This window comes from Microbacterium sp. zg-B96, assembly GCF_030246865.1.
Classification (GTDB): Bacteria; Actinomycetota; Actinomycetes; order Actinomycetales; family Microbacteriaceae; genus Microbacterium.
In genome coordinates, this window is sequence record NZ_CP126738.1 from 2186506 (window position 1) to 2204261 (window position 17756).

Below are 17756 nucleotides of genomic sequence, written 5' to 3' on the forward strand. Positions count from 1 at the left end.
CCTACCTGAAGGTTAGGCGGCCGGCGGCGCTTCACCGAAGGGCCGCTCGTGCAGTCCCTGCAGCGCGGCGGCCAGACCCGGAAGGGTCGCGGTGAAGGTGACGTCCAGGTCCGCCACGAGCGCCTCGGCGCTGTCGAGGGCGCGCTGGCCCTTCTTCGTCACGCGCAGGTCGGATGCCGCGCCGGCGTGAGCCGTGGCATCCGTCACCATCCCCGCACTGGCGAGGGCGCGCACGGCCGTGTGCGCGGTCTGCACCGTGATCTGGCTGCGGCGGGCCAGTTCACTGAAGGAGATGCCGGGCTCTGCGCCGACGTGGGCGAGCAATCCGTACTTGCGCGTCGTGAGTCCGACCGACTTCAGCGCAGCACCCAGCCGCGCATCCCAGATGGCAGACACCGTCAGCAGCGAGATGACAGGACTGAAAGGGGGGCGTTCAGCGTTCATCGCGATTCCTCCCTCGAATAGACCAATACTCCCGATGCTATCGACCTGGAGCGAGTGGGCTTGACGAGCGGCCATGATTGAGGAATGACTCGCCCCCTGAGCCCCGCCATCGCGGTTCTGACCGCAACCGCCCTCATTGTGCTGCCGCCGATCGCGCTGGTGTTCAAGCTCGGTTCGGCGGGCTGGGTCATGCTCGCACTCGTCATCACTGCACCGCTGTGGCTCATCGGCTATGGCGTGCAGATCGCCGCCGCCGTGAACGGGTACCTCACGCCGCGCGCCGTGTTGCGGGAGCGACCTGCCGCCCTGCGCGGACTGATCGCCGCCTGGGCGACGAGCATCGCCGTGGTGCTCGTCGGTCTGTTCCTCGTCGACGGTGGCGACACCGGCCCCGGAGGATCGACCTTCATGCTGTGGACCGGACAGGCCGGTGACCGCGCAGCATCCGAGCTGTCCTCCGGTGTCTCCTCGCTGGCAGCGTTCGTCTGGATCGCCGGGTGGCTCTGGCTCGTCGTGGAGTGGATCGCCGCGCTCGTCGCGCGCCGCCGGGCAACGCGCGCCGCGCGCGAGACCGCCGCGGTCGCCTGAGCGCGGCCCTCGGCCGTCGGTCCGCGCCCCGCGGTCGTCGGAATTCAGGCTGAGCGGCCCGCTCGGGCGGATTTCGGCCCCGCCGGCGCTCGTGAGCCTGAATTCCGACGCAGCCGCCGCCCTCGCATCTCTCCCGAGGGGCCGCTGGGTCACCGGGCAGCTGCTGCCCACCCACGGTGGTTTCTCGGCCTGGTTCTGATCCGCCGTGTCAGGGATGCGGGTTGGTCGCCGCTCCGTCGAGCCACAGCGTGTCGGTCGGGTCTGCGTGCGTGGCGCCGCTACCGACGTGCTTCGCACTGATCTGCGGCCCCTTCGTGATGACGTGGACCATCGCCATGGCGTGCCCCCGCCCGAGTCCGTAGTCATCGGCGAGCCACTGCACGATCGGACCGGCAGGGCTCGACGAATTGAAACCCTTCTCCCCTGCGATCTCCACCAGCTGGCGCGGGGTGAGCCCGGTCTTCTTCTCGACGGCGTCGAGGTAGGCCTGGAAAGACATGTGCACTCCTTCAGTCGGTCAGCGAGGGGATGTCGAGCGTGCCGCGGGAGTCCCACCACTCCTGGATGATCACCGGCGACGCGTGCATGCAGACGATCCGCAGCCGTGACGTGCCGCAGTTGACGAAGCGATGCCAGGTCCACAGCGGCGCGGTCACGGTGTCCCCCGCCGTCGCGCGCATGACGCGATCGCCGATCGTCACGTCGGCCTCGCCCTCCAGCACGATCCAGGTCTCGGTGTACGGATGTCGGTGCAGCTCCGGGCCCTGACCGGGGTCGTTGTCGACGAAGAAGTACGACAGGCCCGCGCCGTGCTCGCGCCCGACGAACCGCCGGGTGCGGCCGCTGCCGATCCGCAGCACCTCGGCGGGGATCGGTTTCAGCATCTCGTCCATCGTCCCTCCCGGTGCGTCGTCGCTGCTCCGAGGGTGGCATACACGGTCCCACGACCCAAGACCCGATCTGGCCACGCCCTCTCCAGGACAGCATGTGTCCGGATCCGCGCGTAGCGTGACCGGCACAGCGATCCCGACGGGATCCCAGGCTGAGGGGCACGCCATGGACTGGAAGATCGAGCTCATCTTCGTGCCGGTGACGGACGTCGACCGCGCGAAGGACTTCTACGTGAAGATCGGCTTCCACGCCGACCACGACCAGGTTCCATACGAGGGTCTGCGGTTCGTGCAGCTGACCCCGCCGGGGTCGGCGTGCTCGATCGCGTTCGGCACCGGGCTTGGCTCGCGTATGGAACCGGGCAGCCAGGACTCCATCCAGGTCGTCGTGGCGGATGCCGACGCGGCGCTGGCCCAGCTTCGCGCTGCCGGGGTCGAGGCCCGGGGTGTCGATGAGCAGGCGTGGGGACGATTCGTGACGTTCGACGACCCGGACGGGAACACCTGGACGCTGCAGCAGCTGCCGCCCCGGGACTGACCCCGGCGGCGCGCGAGACGCCGCCCGGCTACCGCAGCAGGCCACGCAAAGTCTGGATCGTGTCGGCATCCTCGGGGCGCTTGTCGTCGCGGTAGGCCTTGACGCGCGCGAAACGCAGCGCGATGCCTCCGGGGTACCGGGGCGAGCGTTGCACGCCGTCGATCGCGATCTCGACTACCGTGACCGGTTCGACCCACACCGTGTTCGGGGTGCGGTGGGTCGCGATCGTCGGGAAGTGCTCGGTCTGCCAGCGCAGCGTGGCATCCGTGAGACCTTTGAAGGTCTTGCCGACCATCACGAATCCCCCCGGCTCGCCGAACTCGCCGACGGGATCGATCGCACCGAGGTGGAGGTTCGAGAGCAGACCGGACCGGCGCCCCGACCCCTCCTCGACCGCGAGCACGACGAGATCGAACGTGTGCACGGGCTTGACCTTGATCCAGCTCGCCCCGCGGCGTCCGGCTGCATAGGTTGAATCGATCGCCTTGACGACGACCCCCTCGTGCCCGGCGGCGAGAGCATCGCGGCTGACCCGCTCGGCGACCTCGGGGTCGGATGTGATCACGCCCGGGATGCGGTGCGCCGGAGCGACGCGGGCGAGCTCATCCAGCCGCGCGCGCAGCGGCTCGTCGATCAGATCCCGCCCGTCGAGGTGCAGGACGTCGAAGAACCACGGATGCAGCACGAGTTCGCGAGCGAGCTCGGCGCCGAACCGCGACATCGTCTCCTGGAAGGGACGCGGCGCGTCGTCCTCATCGAGGGCGAGGGTCTCGCCGTCGAGCACCACGTCGCGCAACGGCATCGCCCGCACGATGTCGACGATCTCGGGCAGGCGATGGGTGATGTCGGCGAGGTTGCGGGTGAAGATGCGCACGTCGTCGCCGCTGCGGTGCACCTGGATGCGCGCGCCGTCGAGCTTGTACTCCACGGATGCCTCACCCACTGTCGCCAGCGCCTCCGCGGCCGTGGCGGCGGTGCTCGCGAGCATCGGCAGCACCGCGCGCCCCACGACCAGGCCGGTCGCTTCCAGCTCGGCCTCGTTGCAGTGAAGGGCGATGCGCGCCGTCTCGCCGAGGTCGCCCGACAGCATCGCCGCGCGCCGCACCGTGGCGAGGGGGCGCTCCGCGGCGGCGGCGATCGCCTCGGTGACGACGCCCTCGAGTGCGCCGGTGCGCACGTCCCCCAGCAGCGCGCCGCGCAGGAAGTCCTGCTCCCGCGCCGTCGCACGGCCGAGCAACCCGGTGAGCACCGAGGCGCGGCGTGCGGCCGAGCCCTGACCGGATGCCACAGCCAGCGCGTCGAGCGTGGCGTCGACGTCGGCGATCGTGAGGGTCGGTTCCGTCGCCGGCTCGCCCGCTGCGGAGGCCAGGCCGCGCCACCCGACGCCGATGCGTCCCTGGCGCGGCTTGCCCAGCATCAGACCGAGGGCCGGGGCGAGTTCATCCGCCTCGAGGCGCCGCAACAGGCCCGCGAGCGACTCGACCTTCGCCCGCCGGGAGCGCGTGGCCGCCACGGCTTCGGCGGTGTCGACGAGGTCGGTGAGCAGCATGCAGCAAGTCTGTCAGCGGCATCCGACGCTCATCGAGGGGCTTGCTGCACCTGCGCATGCGAAAACCGACGCGCTCAGGTGGCCGTTCGTGCCGCTTCCCCGCACCCCAAGCGACAACAACTGCCACCTGAAGCGACGCGTGAGCGCGACACCGAAAAGCCCCGGTCGACACCTCGTGAGGAGGGTCGACCGGGGCTCGGCGCGAAGCGATGAAAGGTGTGCGGCGTCACGCTAGTTGGCACGGATTCGATTCAGTTGGCTCAATGAGCGACTGGAACGAGCGCGCGGTGGCATGGATCGCCGCCTCGCGAGGTCTTGGGCCAGGAGGGCTGACGGTCGGCAAGCATGGCTTGACCCTGATGCCGGTCAGCCGTTCTTCTCCGCCCATCGGCCACGGGAACCGCGCACCAAGTGCTCCCACATCTTCGTGTACTCCGGCAGGTCTCCAGTCGCCGAACCGATGTCGTCGACGGTGACGCCGGGTACAGCAAGTCCGATCAGGGCTCCGGCGGTGGCGACGTGGTAGTCATGGTCGGCTCGCCACACCCCGCCGGTCAGTGGGCGGGGGACCACGCGGATACCGTCAGGTAGTACCTCCACCTCACCGCCGATGGCACGAAGATTGTCCACTAGTGCGTCGATGTGCGTGCTCTCGTTCCCGGTGCGGGGCTTCAGTCCGGTGAAAGTCGACGGCCCGTCCGCGAAGGCGGCGAGGGCGGCCAGGATGGGGGTGAGTTCACTGATCTCCGACACATCGACGCACGCGCGCCGGATGATGCGCTCGGCACCAGCGGTGACAGTCAAAGCTCCGCCCCGTCGGCGTGCGCGGGCTCCCATCAGCACCAGAATCTCGGCGAGCTGGGCAGCTGGCTGCGCGGAATGAGCGGGCCACCCTGGGACGGATACGCGACCGCCGGCTATCATCGCGGCGGCGACGAACGGTGCCGCAAGTGACAGATCGGGCTCAATGGTCGCGGTTCTGGCCCGTACCGGCCCCGCAGCAACGATCCACTCGGAAGGTGTCGGCTGGTCGACGAACACGCCGCGGCGGCGGAGTGCTTCGATCGTCATGTCGATGTCGGGGAGGCTTCCCAGCGGTTGGCCGACGTGGCGGAGCGTCAGACCGACGTCGAACCGCGGAGCTGCCAGCAGCAGCGTTTGGACAAGCTGGGATGAACGGTTGACGTCGAGCTCCACGTGGCCACCCCGTATGTGTCCGCGCCCGCGCACGGTCAGCGGCACAGTCCATCTGCCCGCGTCGTTGATGTCGCAACCGATGCTGCGTAGAACCGTGATCACCTCGCCCATCGGACGGCGCGACCTGCTCTCGGGAATTGTCACGGTCACACTGCCCGAGGCTCGGCTGGCCAGGCCGACAGCGATGGGGGCAACGAGGTCGGGCTGGCTGATGCTCAACACCGCATCGATGGCGAGCGTAGCGGGGGACTCGACGACCAGATCCGGGCCGAAAGGCCCAGTACCGGCGACCTCCCGGATATCCACGCCCACCCCGCGCAAGGTCTCGATCACGCCCGCCAAGTAGTCAGAATGCAACGGCCACATCAGCAGGCTTGGGCCCTCTGCGCTGGCAGCAAGAGCGATCTCGAGATAGGTCAGCGCCTGTGAGCCCGGCACAGCGACCACGTCATCGAAGTGCCCCGCGGCAGTGGGGGCCCTCCACTCAGCAGGAGAGGCGATGAACCTAGGAGGTAGCTGTACGTTTCCCATGTGGTGCACTCTAAGAGACGCCACCTAGTTGGCAAAGACCACGGGACTGCTGCACGGATAGGTGACATCTGGTCTGGCTTGCCCGAGGGGTGTGTGTGGAAGGATGTTGCTGTGCCCAAGCCGTACCCGAGCGAGTTCCGTGACGATGTGGTCCGTGTCGCCCGCAATCGCGAGCCCGGAGCGACGATCGAGCAGATCGCGAAAGACTTCGGTGTCCACCCGATGACGCTGCAGAAATGGATGCGTCACGCCGATATCGACGAGGGCGCCAAGCCCGGCCGGTCACGGATCGAGTCCGCCGAGCTCCGCGAGGCTCGCAAGCGGATCCGGCTGCTGGAGCAGGAGAACGAGGTGCTGCGGCGGGCGGCGGCGTATCTCTCCCAGGCGAACCTGCCGGGAAAAGGCTCTACCCGCTCGTGACAGAGCTCGCCGCCGACGGGATCCCCGTCGCGGTGACGTGCCGGGTTTTTAAGCTCTCCCGCCAGCCGTATTACCGATGGCTCGCGAGCCCTGTCACCGATTCCGAGGTGGTGGAGGCATATCGCGCCAACGCGCTGTTTGATGCGCACCGTGACGACCCGGAGTTCGGGCACCGGCTGCTCGCCGACGAGGCCCGCGTTGCCGACCAGCCGATGGCGGACCGCACCGCGTGGCGGATCGCGTCGGCCAACGGTTGGTGGAGCGCGTTCGCAAAACGGAAGGGGCTGCCCCCAAAATCCGCCTAGCTGAGACGGCCTGACCCACAAGAGAGGTGCGCGCGTGCCCCCTGCATGCCCGATCGAACGGCAGTTCCTGTCCATCTGAGTCCTCCTCTGTCTGTCGAGAGAAGGCACGAGAGAGGCCCGGACCCGCAGAATCCTGCGGGTCCGGGCCTCTCAGCTGCCCGTTACGGGCGGGGCATGATCCGGAACTTCTAGAAGTCCCAGTCCTCGTCTGCGGTGGCCTCGGCCTTGCCGATGACATAGGACGAACCCGACCCGCTGAAGAAGTCGTGGTTCTCGTCCGCGTTCGGGGACAGCGCCGACAGGATCGCGGGGTTCACGTTCGTCGTCGTGGCCGGGAACATCGCCTCGTAACCGAGGTTCATCAGCGCCTTGTTGGCGTTGTAGTGCAGGAACTTCTTGACGTCCTCGGTCAGGCCGACCGAGTCGTAGAGGTCCTGCGTGTACTGCACCTCGTTCTCGTAGAGCTCGTACATCAGCGAGAAGGTGTAGTCCTTGATCTCGTCGCGCTTGGCCTGGTCGACCCGCTCGAGCCCCTTCTGGAACTTGTAGCCGATGTAGTAGCCGTGCACGGCCTCGTCGCGGATGATGAGGCGGATGAGGTCGGCGGTGTTGGTCAGCTTCGCCCGCGACGACCAGTGCATCGGCAGGTAGAAGCCCGAGTAGAACAGGAAGCTCTCCAGCAGAGTGGATGCCACCTTGCGCTTGAGCGGCTCGTCGCCCCGGTAGTACTCCATGACGATCTGAGCCTTCTTCTGAAGGTTCGGGTTCTCCACGGACCAACGGAAGGCCTCGTCGATCTCCTTCGTCGAGCACAGCGTCGAGAAGATCGACGAGTAGCTCTTCGCGTGCACCGACTCCATGAACGCGATGTTCGTGTAGACGGCTTCCTCGTGCGGGGTGATCGCGTCGGGGATGAGCGAGACCGCACCGACGGTTCCCTGGATGGTGTCCAGCAGCGTCAGGCCGGTGAACACCCGCATCGTGAGCGTCTGCTCCTCGGGGGTGAGCGTGTTCCACGATTGGATGTCGTTGGACAGCGGCACCTTCTCGGGCAGCCAGAAGTTGTTCACCAGGCGATTCCAGACCTCGAGGTCCTTGTCGTCTTCGATGCGGTTCCAGTTGATGGCCTGGACGTGGTCCAGCAGCGGCAGTTTCTCGGTCATGTCGATGTCCTTCGTCGTTTCGTCTCGCTGCGTTCGCTCAGTGACCGCGGGTCACAGCATGCAGGAGACGCACTCGGCCATGTCCGTGCCCTCGAGGGCCAGCTGACGCAGACGGATGTAGTAGATGGTCTTGATGCCCTTGCGCCATGCGTAGATCTGGGCCTTGTTGATGTCACGCGTGGTGGCGGTGTCCTTGAAGAACAGCGTCAGCGACAGGCCCTGGTCCACGTGCTGCGTGGCGGCGGCATACGTGTCGATGACCTTCTCGTAGCCGATCTCGTACGCGTCCTGGTAGTACTCCAGGTTGTCGTTCGTCATGAACGGCGCCGGGTAGTAGACGCGGCCGAGCTTGCCTTCCTTGCGGATCTCGATCTTCGACGCGATCGGGTGGATCGAGCTCGTCGAGTTGTTGATGTACGAGATCGAGCCCGTCGGCGGCACGGCCTGCAGGTTCTGGTTGTAGATGCCGTGCTGTTGGATCAGCGCCTTCAGCTCGCGCCAGTCGTCCTGCGTCGGGATCGGGACGCCGGCGAACATCTCCTTGACCTTCTCGGTCTGCGGGACCCACTCCTGCTCGAGGTACTTGTCGAAGAACTCCCCCGACGCGTACGTGGAGTCGGCGAAGCCGTCGAAGGCCGTGCCTCGTTCGATCGCGAGCAGGTTCGACGCCCGGAGGGCGTGGAACAGCACCGTGTAGAAGTAGATGTTCGTGAAGTCCAGGCCCTCTTCGGAGCCGTAGTGGACGTGCTCCCGGGCGAGGTAGCCGTGCAGGTTCATCTGCCCGAGGCCGATCGCGTGGGAGCGGTCGTTGCCATCCTCGATCGAGCGCACGGAGCGGATGTGGCTCTGCTCGCTCACCGCGGTGAGGGCCCGGATGCTGGCCTCCACCGTCTTGGCGAGGTTGCCGCCGTCCATCGCCAGGGCGATGTTCATCGACCCGAGGTTGCAGGAGATGTCCTTGCCGATCTCCTTGTACGAGAGGTCCTCGTTGTAGGTGGTCGGGGTGTTGACCTGCAGGATCTCCGAGCACAGGTTGGACATGTTGATCCGACCCTTGATCGGGTTGGCCTTGTTCACCGTGTCCTCGAACATGATGTACGGGTAGCCCGACTCGAACTGGATCTCGGCGAGGGTCTGGAAGAACTCGCGCGCGTTGATCTTCGTCTTCTTGATGCGCTCGTCGTCGACCATCTCGCGGTACTTCTCGGTCACCGAGATGTCACCGAAGGGCACGCCGTAGACCTTCTCGACGTCGTACGGCGAGAACAGGTACATGTCCTCACCGTTCTTGGCCAGCTCGAACGTGATGTCGGGGATGACGACACCCAGCGACAGGGTCTTGATGCGGATCTTCTCGTCGGCGTTCTCACGCTTGGTGTCGAGGAAGCGCAGGATGTCGGGGTGGTGCGCCGACAGGTACACCGCGCCGGCGCCCTGACGCGCACCCAGCTGGTTGGCGTAGCTGAAGCTGTCTTCGAGCAGCTTCATGACGGGGATGATGCCGCTGGACTGGTTCTCGATCTGCTTGATCGGCGCACCCGCTTCGCGGATGTTCGACAGCAGCAGCGCCACGCCGCCGCCGCGCTTGGACAGCTGCAGTGCGGAGTTGATGCCGCGGGCGATCGACTCCATGTTGTCTTCGATGCGCAGCAGGAAGCAGGAGACCAGCTCGCCGCGCTGCGCCTTGCCGGTGTTGAGGAACGTCGGGGTCGCCGGCTGGAAGCGGCCGGAGATGATCTCGTCGACGTACTCGGTGGCGAGACGCTCGTCACCGTCGGCCAGGCCCAGCGCCGTCATCACGACGCGGTCCTCGAACCGCTCCAGGTAGCGCTTGCCGTCGAAGGTCTTCAGTGTGTAGCTGGTGTAGTACTTGAACGCGCCCAGGAAGGTCTCGAAGCGGAACTTCTTGCCGTAGGCGAAGTCGTTGAGCTGCTTGATGAACTCCATCGAGTACTTCGCCAGCACTGCCGGCTCGTAGTACTCCTTCTCGACGAGGTAGTCGAGCTTCTCCTCGAGGGAGTGGAAGAACACGGTGTTCTGGTTGACGTGCTGCAGGAAGAACTCCCGCGCCGCACGCTTGTCGGCGTCGAACTGGATCTTGCCGTCCGGGCCGTAGAGGTTGAGCATCGCGTTGAGGGAGTGATAATCCATGCCCTCGAATCGCGTGTCCATCTTGAAACCCTTGTCGGTCAGTGCTGCTTCCACCATCGCTCCAGTCCTTCGCCTATGCGATCGACGTCTTCCGGCGTGCCGAACAGTTCCAGCCGATACAAGTGCGGCACGTTGCACTTGCGGCTGATGATGTCTCCGGCGACGCAGAACGCCTCGCCGAAATTGGTATTGCCCGCGGAGATGACTCCGCGGATCAGGCGCCGGTTGTTCTCGTCGTTGAGAAACCGGATCACCTGCTTGGGTACGGCACCCTTCTCCTCGCCCCTGCCCTGACCGCCGCCGTACGTGGGCGTGACCAGGACGAAGGGCTCGTCGACCGCAGGGGCGGCGTCGGACGCGTGCAGGGGAATGCGCACGGCCGGCAGCCCGAGCTTCTCGATGAATCTCGCCGTGTTACCGGACAGGCTGGAGAAGTAGACCAGCAGCGGCGCGTGCGTCGCGGTTGCCTGCATGTCCACCCCCTCCGGTGACCGAGTCCGCGCCGAGGCGCGGGACATCGAGGCCTCAGGCCAGGCGCGTGGCGAGCTCGGCGATCTTGTCGGGACGGAAGCCCGACCAGTGGTCCTCGTCGGTGACGACGACCGGCGCCTGCAGGTAGCCCAGCGACTTGACGTGCTCGAGCGCCGCGGCGTCTTCGGAGACGTCCAGGACCTCGTATTCGATGCCCTTCGAGTCCAGTGCCCGGTAGGTCGCGTTGCACTGCACGCAGGAAGGCTTGGTGTAGACCGTGATCGCCATGTCGACGTGTTCCCCTCAAAAATCTTCGTTGTCCCCGGCATCTGCTCGCCGGGAGTCCAATACTACATATGGGTGCCGACGTTCAGAAGCACCACAAGGGATAGTAGTTACATCCGTGTAGTTTTCCACCGCTCTCCCCATGTACAACACAGGTTGTCCACCATTTCATCCACAGGACGCGAGATCGTCCGATGCCTGAAAAGGCGCTGAATCACGCGGCTCGCGCAGCCCGCGGCCAGATCCATCCACAGGCAGCACGCTAGAGGCACCCTCCGACATCCACATTCGGTGCGCATCGACCCCTCCGGCGTGTCGCGAGGCGTCGCGGTAGCGTTGACCCACGTGGCGGGATACCGGGATCTTCTGCGCACCCCAGGCGTGGGGCGCATCATGGCGGCGCAGCTGACGGCGCGCTTCCCCAACGGCATGACCAGCCTGGCGATCCTGCTGCATATCGAGCACGTCACCGGTTCCTACGGCGCTGCCGGCCTGGTGCTGGCCGCCACCTCGGTCGGCCAGGCCGTCGCCGGCCCGGTGACCAGCCGCTGGATGGGCGCCTGGGGCATGCGCAAGGTGCTGATCCTCACCACCATCATCTGCGCAGCGGCGATCTCCACGCTCGCTCTGGTCCCCATGCAGGTGCCCGGCTACATGGCCGTGGCCCTGCTCGCCGGCCTGTCCACACCCCCCGTGCAGCCGGCGGTGCGCACCATCTATCCCAAGATGGTCAACTCCCGCCAGCTCACACCGCTGTTCTCCCTCGACGCGTCGCTGCAGGAGATCATCTGGATCATCGCGCCGGTGCTCATCACCTTCATCGCCACGCAGGCGGGAACGGTGCCCGCGCTGGTGTGCATCGTCGTCATCCTGCTCGCCGGCTGCTCCTGGTTCATCGCCTCCCCCGAGCTCGGCCGGGTGCGCATCCCCCGCAGTCGCCGCCGGATCGGCAAGGTGCTGACCAAGCCGGCTGTGCTGCTGGCCACCGCCACCGGATTCCTCCTCATCGGCGCCACGGCAGCCGTGGAGGCCGGGGTCGTTGCCACCTTCGACCACGGCGGCCTCGAAGCCGGGCTCGTCCTGGCGGTGTTCTCGGTGGGCAGCCTCGCCGGCGGGCTCGGGTTCGGGCACATCCCCATCGGGCGCTGGGCGATGGCGCGCCGCTTCGCGATCGTCGCCGCAGGACTGGCGCTGACCATGGTGTCCCTGGACATCTGGTGGCTCGGCGGGTCGCTCCTCATCGCCGGCGTCGGCATCGCCCCGGCTTTGGCGGTCATGTTCGCGATGACCTCGGCGAGTGTGAAGTTCAGCGACACGGCCGAATCGTTCGGCTGGGTCGGCACCGGCCAGCTCATCGGCTCAGCCGCCGGCTCCGCCGTCGCCGGATTCCTCATCGACGGCATCGGCCCGCAGGGCGCGTTCATCGCCGGCGCCGCGTTCGCCGTCGCCGGCGTGCTGGTGTCGGTGCTGTTCGTGCGGGGCTTCCCAGACCTCCGCGGCAAGGACGCCAGCCCCATCCCCGACACCGAACCGGTGTCGATCGTCGCCTGACCGGCGTCAGGCGATGCGGCCGAGCAGGAACAGCACGGCCCGCGCGTAGGCGTCGGCGGGGGCCGGATGCCGGAACGTGTGGCGCGCCCCGGCGACCTCTATCTCCACCTGGAACGTGTCCGGCAGGCGGGTGAGCGCGCGGAAGGTCCCCCGCAGCATCTCCCGCAGCTGCGCCTCGGACGGCAACCACAGCGCATCCTCGAGCGCGACCGAATCCAGCGCCCACTCGGTCGTGCCGTTGAAGGCCAGCAGCGTCCCGGTGGGAAACATCCGCGGCTCGATCGTCATGTCGCTCACGGTGAAAACATCCGCGTCGAACTCCGGCTCGTCCAGCTGAAAGCGGTCACCGGACCGCGGACGCCAGACCAGCCCCGCCGCGCGCAACTCCCGTGCCAGGTCCGTCGAGATCACGACCCCATCATGCCCCGAGTCCGCACCGCGCCAGGCCGTCGCACGCAGTTCTAGGCTGGAAGCATGCCTGCCCCCGTCACCCTCCCCCGGTACGCGTGGGGCGATCCCGCCGCCTCCCGCCGCGCCCTGCTGATCCACGGCCTGGGCTCCAACGGGCCGCTGATGTGGCTGTACGGCACGGCGCTGGCCGATGCCGGCTGGCACGCGACCGCCGTCGACCTGCGCGGCCACGGCACCGCGCCGCGCGCGCTGGACTACTCCATCCCCGCCTACGCGGCGGACGTGACGGCGACGACGCCGGACCACGGCGGGCCGTGGGATCTCGTCATCGGCCACTCCCTCGGGGGTGCCGCGGCCACCGTCGCCGCCGCCGCCGCCCCCGACTGGACCAGGCGGCTGGTCCTCGTCGATCCCGGCATCCAACTTGCCGGCCGCGACCGCTCCATCGTGCGCAACAGCCAGGCGCGGGCGTTCGCCGATCCCACCGCGGCGGCAGTGCGTGCCGAACACCCCGACTGGCATCCGAACGACATCGAACTCAAGGCCCTCGCCGCCCGGCAGGCCAGCATCTGGGCGGTCGAGCAGACCAGCGAGCAGAACGCCGTCTGGGACGTCCGGGACTCGGCGGCCCGGCTGCGGGTGCCCACCCACATCATCGCCAGCGACCCGAAGGTGTACTCGATCTTCAGCGGCGGCCTCGCCGACGAAGTGCTCACCAACCCGCAGATCACGATGTCGGTCGTGACCGGCGCGGGTCATTCGCCGCACCGCGACCAGCCCGCCGACACGGTGCGACACCTGATGGAGGCTCTCGCATGACCTCGTTCGACCCGACCACGGTGCTGCCCGACGACCTGATCGAGCGCATCCGCGCCCGCGCCGCGACGCACGACCGCGACAACACCTTCCCGGAAGACGACCTCGCCGACCTCACCGCCGCCGGCTACCTCGGCGTCCTGGCTCCCACCGAACTCGGCGGGGCGGGCCTGGGCCTGCGCGAAGTTTCGCTGCTGCAGCAGCGTCTGGCCGGCGCCGCACCGGCCACCGCACTGGCCGTCAACATGCACCTGGTGTGGACGGGAGTGGCCAAGGTGCTGCGCGACCGCGGCATCCACGACCTCGATCACGTGCTCGAAGGCGCCGTCGCCGGCGAGGTGTACGCCTTCGGCATCAGCGAAGCCGGCAATGACCTGGTGCTGTTCGGCAGCGACACGGATGCCGCGCCGCGCCCCGACGGCGGATACGCCTTCACCGGGACGAAGATCTTCACCTCGCTCGCCCCGGTGTGGACCCAGCTGGGGCTGCATGGCCTGGACACCACCTCCCCCGACGCGCCGAAGCTCGTCTACGCGTTCGTGCCGCGCACCGAGGAGCAGGGCGGGCGCGTGGTCACCCGCGACGACTGGGACACCGTCGGCATGCGGGGCACACAGTCGCGCACGACCGAACTGCACGGCGCCGTCGCGCCCGCCGATCGCATCGCCCGCCGCATCCCGCCGGGGCCCAACCCCGACCCGATCGTCTTCGGGATCTTCAGCGTGTTCGAGCTGCTGCTGGCCTCCGTCTACACCGGCATCGCCCGTCGTGCGCTGGATGTCGCGGTGGAGACCGCGGGCCGGCGCACCTCGAAGAAGACCGGGAAGACCTACAGCCTGGACCCCGACATCCGCTGGCGCGTGGCCGACATGGCACTGGCCTACGACGCGCTGCCGCCGCAGCTGGACGCGCTGTGCCGCGACGTCGACGAACTCACCGACCACGGTGCGCGCTGGTTCTCGCTGCTGGCAGGCGTCAAGCACCGCGCCGTGACGGCGGCCAAGACCATCGTCGATGACGCCGTGCTGGTCGCCGGCGGGTCGTCGTACTTCGCGACGGCGGAACTGGGCCGGCTGTACCGCGACGTGCTGGCGGGACTGTTCCACCCCTCCGACCCGGAGTCGGCCCATTCCACCGTCGCGACCGCGTGGCTGGGGCCTGTCGAGGGCTGAACCGCGTGCGAGGATGACGACATGTCCCCCACCCCCACCGCGTTGCTGAGCCCGGCCGACCAGGAGCGGCGCCGCGCGCTGCGCGTGATGAAGAACGTGGCGCTGGGGGCGCTGGTGTTCATGGCCGTCGTGTTCGCGGTGTCGTTCCCGCTGCAGCAGGAAGTGCCGTGGCTGGCGTACGTTCGCGCCGCCGCGGAAGGCGGCATGGTCGGCGCGCTGGCCGACTGGTTCGCGGTGACGGCACTGTTCCGGCATCCGCTGGGCATCCCCATCCCGCACACCGCCATCATCCCCAGCCGCAAGGACGAGATCGGGCGCACGCTGGGCGAGTTCGTCGAGACGAACTTCCTCTCCGCCGAGGTCGTGCGCACCAAGCTCGAGTCGATGGGCGTGTCCCGGCGCCTGGGCGAATGGCTCGCCCGCCCCGAGCACGCCGATCGCGTCGCCGACGAGGGCTCGGCGATGGTCGCGGGTGTCCTGCGCGCGCTCAGCGACAGCGACGTGCAGGATCTGATCACCGACATCGCCCGCGAGCACGTGATCGCCCCGGAGTGGGGTCCGCCGCTGGGCGGCTGGCTCGAGCGACTGGTGGATGCCGGTGCGCATCACGGTGCCGTCGACCTCGCCGCCGACACCATCGCGGCCTGGCTCGAGGTCAACCGCGCCTCGTTCGACGGTCTCGTGTCCCGCCGCCTGCCGTCGTGGGTGCCGTCGATGGCACACCGTCTCATCGACGACACGCTCTACAAGGAGGCCGTCACCTTCGTCCGCGCCGTGCAGGACGACCCAGGCCACCCCGCCCGTCGCGCTGTCGACCAGTACTTGGAACGCCTCGCCGACAACCTGCAGCACGACCCGGCGACCATCGGCCGCTTCGAAGACGCCAAGGGCGGCGTGTTCGACTCGCCGCGGGTACGGGAGCTGGCCGCCGAAGCGTGGAACACCACCAAGGCGGGCCTGCTCACGTCGCTGGCCGATCCCACCAGCGCCCTGCGGCAGCGGGCCACGCAGGCCCTCGTGGATGCCGGCGCGCGCCTGTCCACCGACCCGGCGCTGCAGCACCGCGTCGACACCTGGGTGACCGACGGCGCGGTGTTCCTCGTCGACCGCTACCGCCACGACATCGCCTCGATCATCACCGAGACCGTGGAGAAGTGGGACCCGGCCGAGACGACGGAGAAGATCGAGCTCATGGTCGGCCGCGACCTGCAGTACATCCGCCTCAACGGAACCATCGTCGGGGCACTGGCCGGACTGCTCATCTTCACCATCGCGCACGCCCTCGTCGGCTAGGTAGCCTGGGCGCATGGGAGAGACGGGCGAACTGCTGTTCAGCTACGGATCGCTCGGCGGCGGCGAGATTCAGCTCGACACATTCGGTCGCGTCGTGCACACCGAGCAGGACGTCCTGCCCGGCTACGTCGCCGAGCCCCGCGCGCGAGCGGACCCCCTGCTCGCCGAGCGCATCGGCCCCATCGCGCAGCGAGTGCTGCGGGAGACCCGCGACCCACGCGACAAGGTCATCGGCAGGCTGCTGGTGCTCACCGCAGCCGAACTGGACGCCGCGGACGAGCTGGTCACGCCGCTGCTGCGACGGATGCCCGTGACGCTGGCGAGCGGCCGCGTCGCCTGGGTGTACGTGGCGGCGGGATCATGATCCGTCTCGGGTTGGTACGGCACGCCAAGAGCGACTGGGGTCACCCGCAGCTGGACGACCACGACCGGCCCCTGAACGCCCGCGGCCTGCGGGATGCGCCGGTCATGGCCGCGCGCCTGGCCGACAGCGGATTCTCCCCCGATGTGATCGTGGCCTCGACGGCGCTGCGGGCGCGGACGACGGCGCAGTTCTTCGGAGAGCAGTTCGCGGTGCAGCCCCGCCTGCTCCCGGAGCTGTACGGCGCCTCGGCCGACGAGTTGCTGGAGGTTGCGGCGCGGCAGGGCGCGGCATCCGTCCTCGTCGTCGCGCACGATCCGGGGATGAGCGCGCTGGCGGGGCGGCTGAGCGACGAGATCGGGCACATGCCCACCTGCGCGGTGGCGACCTTTACGTGGGACCAGGACGACTGGGACGTCGCCACGGCGCTCGCGCCCGACGACTGGACATTCGACACTCCCCGCTGAACGGTGCCGATCGGGTGCTGCGCAAGTGGGTCGACAGCGCCCTGCAGCGGACGTAGGCTCCCCCGCGTTACCGAGGAAAGGACCGCACTCATGCGCGCTGCACGCTTCCACCAGAAAGAGGATCTTCGAGTCGAGCAGGTCGACGAACCGACTCCGGGGCCCGGGGAGGTCAAGCTGCGCAACGCCTATTCCGGCATCTGCGGCTCAGACCTGCACGTGTACTACACGCCGGAGGCGGCGGGGGTCGACCTGGAGCATGCCCACCCGCTCACCGGCGCCAAGCCGCCGCAGATCCTCGGGCACGAGTTCGCCGGCACCGTCGTGGAGCTCGGCGAGGGCGTCGAAGGGATCTCCGTCGGTGACCGCGCCGCGGTGTGGCCGGTGTACTACTGCGGGGAGTGTCCCGCGTGCCGCAAGGGCATGTACAACATCTGCCAGAAGATCGGCTTCCACGGCCTGACCTCGCACGGCGGCGGGATGGCGGAGTTCACCACCGTCCCCGCCTCCATGCTGCACGTGCTGCCCGACAGCGTCGATCTGCGCATGGGCGCTCTCGTCGAGCCGATGGCCGTCGCGTGGCACGCCGTCGCGCAGGTCGAGGTGCCCGCGGGCGGCACGGCCCTGATCGCCGGGGCAGGACCTATCGGCATCGGCGTCTGGTTCGCGCTGCGGGCGCGGGGCGTGGAACGCGTGCTCGTCTCGGAGCCCAGCGCCGAGCGTCGGGCGATCGTCGAGGCGCTGGGGGCGACGACCGTCGACCCCGTCGAAGGCGACCTCGCCGCCGCGGTGGCCGAACTCACCGGCGGCGATGGGGTGGACGTCGCCTTCGACGCCGCCGGAGTCGGTGCGGCGATCACCTCCGGGGTGACGAGCCTGACGCCCGGCGGCCGGCTCGTCGTGGTAGCGGTGCACGAACGGCCGATGGAATTCCTGCCGACGCAGCTCGTGATGTCCGAGACCGGAATCGTGGGGAGCCTGGCATACCTGCCGGCGGACTTCGACGCCGTCATCGCGGCGATGGCCGACGGTGCCTACGACACCACCGGCTGGGTGGAGGAGGTCGACCTGGCAGATGTGGTCGACGCGTTCCAGCGGCTGCGCTCCGGTGCCGGCGCGAAGATCCTGGTGCGCGCCTCGGCATCCTGACGTTCGG

The 17756-nt window shown here is 68.3% G+C and carries 21 protein-coding genes; 11 read left to right on the top strand and 10 right to left on the bottom strand.

The window, feature by feature from the left end; translation table 11 throughout:
- Positions 1–12: 12 nt before the first annotated feature.
- Positions 13–444: a MarR family winged helix-turn-helix transcriptional regulator gene (locus QNO11_RS10240; protein WP_257508377.1), complete on the bottom strand. Its 432-nt coding sequence runs from the start codon at positions 442–444 to the stop codon at positions 13–15.
- An 84-nt stretch (positions 445–528) separates the two neighbouring features.
- Between QNO11_RS10240 and QNO11_RS10245 the strand changes: the two genes are divergently transcribed.
- Positions 529–1032 carry a hypothetical protein gene (locus tag QNO11_RS10245; RefSeq protein WP_257508376.1) on the top strand — a complete coding sequence of 168 codons (504 nt, stop codon included), beginning with the start codon at positions 529–531 and terminating at the stop codon, positions 1030–1032.
- Positions 1033–1240: 208 nt separating this feature from the next.
- On the opposite strand, the gene QNO11_RS10250 is transcribed toward QNO11_RS10245, so the two are convergent.
- Positions 1241–1531: a DUF4287 domain-containing protein gene (locus QNO11_RS10250; protein ID WP_257508375.1), complete on the bottom strand. Its 291-nt coding sequence runs from the start codon at positions 1529–1531 to the stop codon at positions 1241–1243.
- A 10-nt stretch (positions 1532–1541) separates the two neighbouring features.
- Complete coding sequence (locus tag QNO11_RS10255) at positions 1542–1916, bottom strand: cupin domain-containing protein (RefSeq protein WP_257508374.1); 375 nt, start codon at positions 1914–1916, stop codon at positions 1542–1544.
- A 172-nt stretch (positions 1917–2088) separates the two neighbouring features.
- Between QNO11_RS10255 and QNO11_RS10260 the strand changes: the two genes are divergently transcribed.
- On the top strand, positions 2089–2460 hold the full coding sequence (locus QNO11_RS10260; protein WP_257508373.1) for a VOC family protein: 372 nt from the start codon (positions 2089–2091) through the stop codon (positions 2458–2460).
- Positions 2461–2488: 28 nt separating this feature from the next.
- Here the strand turns inward: QNO11_RS10260 and QNO11_RS10265 are convergent, their stop codons facing one another.
- Both QNO11_RS10265 and QNO11_RS10270 read right to left on the bottom strand, forming a co-directional pair.
- Positions 2489–4009 carry an ATP-dependent DNA ligase gene (locus QNO11_RS10265; RefSeq protein ID WP_257508372.1) on the bottom strand — a complete coding sequence of 507 codons (1521 nt, stop codon included), beginning with the start codon at positions 4007–4009 and terminating at the stop codon, positions 2489–2491.
- Between the two features lie 366 nt (positions 4010–4375).
- Positions 4376–5737, bottom strand: a complete 1362-nt coding sequence (locus QNO11_RS10270) for a 3-phosphoshikimate 1-carboxyvinyltransferase (RefSeq protein WP_285169161.1) — start codon at positions 5735–5737, stop codon at positions 4376–4378.
- A gap of 111 nt (positions 5738–5848) precedes the next feature.
- Here QNO11_RS10270 and QNO11_RS10275 point away from each other — a divergent pair, with 111 nt between their 5' ends.
- Positions 5849–6157, top strand: a complete 309-nt coding sequence (locus tag QNO11_RS10275; protein WP_257508370.1) for a transposase — start codon at positions 5849–5851, stop codon at positions 6155–6157.
- Entirely contained in the window at positions 6154–6462 is a 309-nt protein-coding gene (locus QNO11_RS10280) for a hypothetical protein (RefSeq protein WP_257508369.1), read from the top strand. The genes QNO11_RS10275 and QNO11_RS10280 overlap by 4 nt, the downstream gene beginning before the upstream one ends.
- Positions 6463–6650: 188 nt before the next feature.
- Here QNO11_RS10280 and nrdF read toward each other — a convergent pair whose 3' ends face one another.
- Genes nrdF through nrdH form a run of 4 tightly spaced genes read right to left on the bottom strand, consistent with a single transcriptional unit; the run spans position 6651 to position 10535 of the window.
- Positions 6651–7625, bottom strand: coding sequence for a class 1b ribonucleoside-diphosphate reductase subunit beta (nrdF, locus tag QNO11_RS10285; RefSeq protein WP_257508368.1), 975 nt, complete (start codon positions 7623–7625; stop codon positions 6651–6653).
- A gap of 51 nt (positions 7626–7676) precedes the next feature.
- On the bottom strand, positions 7677–9833 hold the full coding sequence (gene nrdE / locus QNO11_RS10290; protein ID WP_257508367.1) for a class 1b ribonucleoside-diphosphate reductase subunit alpha: 2157 nt from the start codon (positions 9831–9833) through the stop codon (positions 7677–7679).
- A complete protein-coding gene (gene nrdI, locus QNO11_RS10295; protein WP_257508366.1) occupies positions 9815–10249 on the bottom strand; it encodes a class Ib ribonucleoside-diphosphate reductase assembly flavoprotein NrdI in 435 nt (144 codons plus the stop codon). Before nrdI ends, nrdE begins: the two co-directional genes overlap by 19 nt.
- A gap of 52 nt (positions 10250–10301) precedes the next feature.
- The gene (gene nrdH / locus QNO11_RS10300) at positions 10302–10535 is read right to left on the bottom strand and encodes a glutaredoxin-like protein NrdH (RefSeq protein ID WP_257508365.1); all 234 of its coding nucleotides are present in this window, start codon (positions 10533–10535) and stop codon (positions 10302–10304) included.
- Between the two features lie 342 nt (positions 10536–10877).
- On the opposite strand from nrdH, the gene QNO11_RS10305 reads away from it, so the two are divergent.
- The gene (locus tag QNO11_RS10305) at positions 10878–12083 is read left to right on the top strand and encodes an MFS transporter (RefSeq protein WP_257508364.1); all 1206 of its coding nucleotides are present in this window, start codon (positions 10878–10880) and stop codon (positions 12081–12083) included.
- Between the two features lie 6 nt (positions 12084–12089).
- Here the strand turns inward: QNO11_RS10305 and QNO11_RS10310 are convergent, their stop codons facing one another.
- Positions 12090–12494: a pilus assembly protein CpaE gene (locus tag QNO11_RS10310; RefSeq protein ID WP_257508363.1), complete on the bottom strand. Its 405-nt coding sequence runs from the start codon at positions 12492–12494 to the stop codon at positions 12090–12092.
- Positions 12495–12557: 63 nt separating this feature from the next.
- Here QNO11_RS10310 and QNO11_RS10315 point away from each other — a divergent pair, with 63 nt between their 5' ends.
- The 6 genes from QNO11_RS10315 (at position 12558) to QNO11_RS10340 (ending at position 17749) form a co-directional block, all read left to right on the top strand.
- On the top strand, positions 12558–13313 hold the full coding sequence (locus QNO11_RS10315; protein ID WP_257508362.1) for an alpha/beta fold hydrolase: 756 nt from the start codon (positions 12558–12560) through the stop codon (positions 13311–13313).
- Positions 13310–14482, top strand: coding sequence for an acyl-CoA dehydrogenase family protein (locus QNO11_RS10320; protein ID WP_257508361.1), 1173 nt, complete (start codon positions 13310–13312; stop codon positions 14480–14482). Before QNO11_RS10315 ends, QNO11_RS10320 begins: the two co-directional genes overlap by 4 nt.
- Positions 14483–14503: 21 nt before the next feature.
- Positions 14504–15775: a DUF445 domain-containing protein gene (locus QNO11_RS10325; RefSeq protein ID WP_257508360.1), complete on the top strand. Its 1272-nt coding sequence runs from the start codon at positions 14504–14506 to the stop codon at positions 15773–15775.
- Positions 15776–15788: 13 nt separating this feature from the next.
- A complete protein-coding gene (locus QNO11_RS10330) occupies positions 15789–16139 on the top strand; it encodes a gamma-glutamylcyclotransferase (RefSeq protein WP_257508359.1) in 351 nt (116 codons plus the stop codon).
- The gene (locus QNO11_RS10335; RefSeq protein WP_257508358.1) at positions 16136–16603 is read left to right on the top strand and encodes a SixA phosphatase family protein; all 468 of its coding nucleotides are present in this window, start codon (positions 16136–16138) and stop codon (positions 16601–16603) included. Before QNO11_RS10330 ends, QNO11_RS10335 begins: the two co-directional genes overlap by 4 nt.
- Before the next feature lie 90 nt (positions 16604–16693).
- Positions 16694–17749 carry a 2,3-butanediol dehydrogenase gene (locus tag QNO11_RS10340; protein WP_257508357.1) on the top strand — a complete coding sequence of 352 codons (1056 nt, stop codon included), beginning with the start codon at positions 16694–16696 and terminating at the stop codon, positions 17747–17749.
- Positions 17750–17756: the final 7 nt, after the last annotated feature.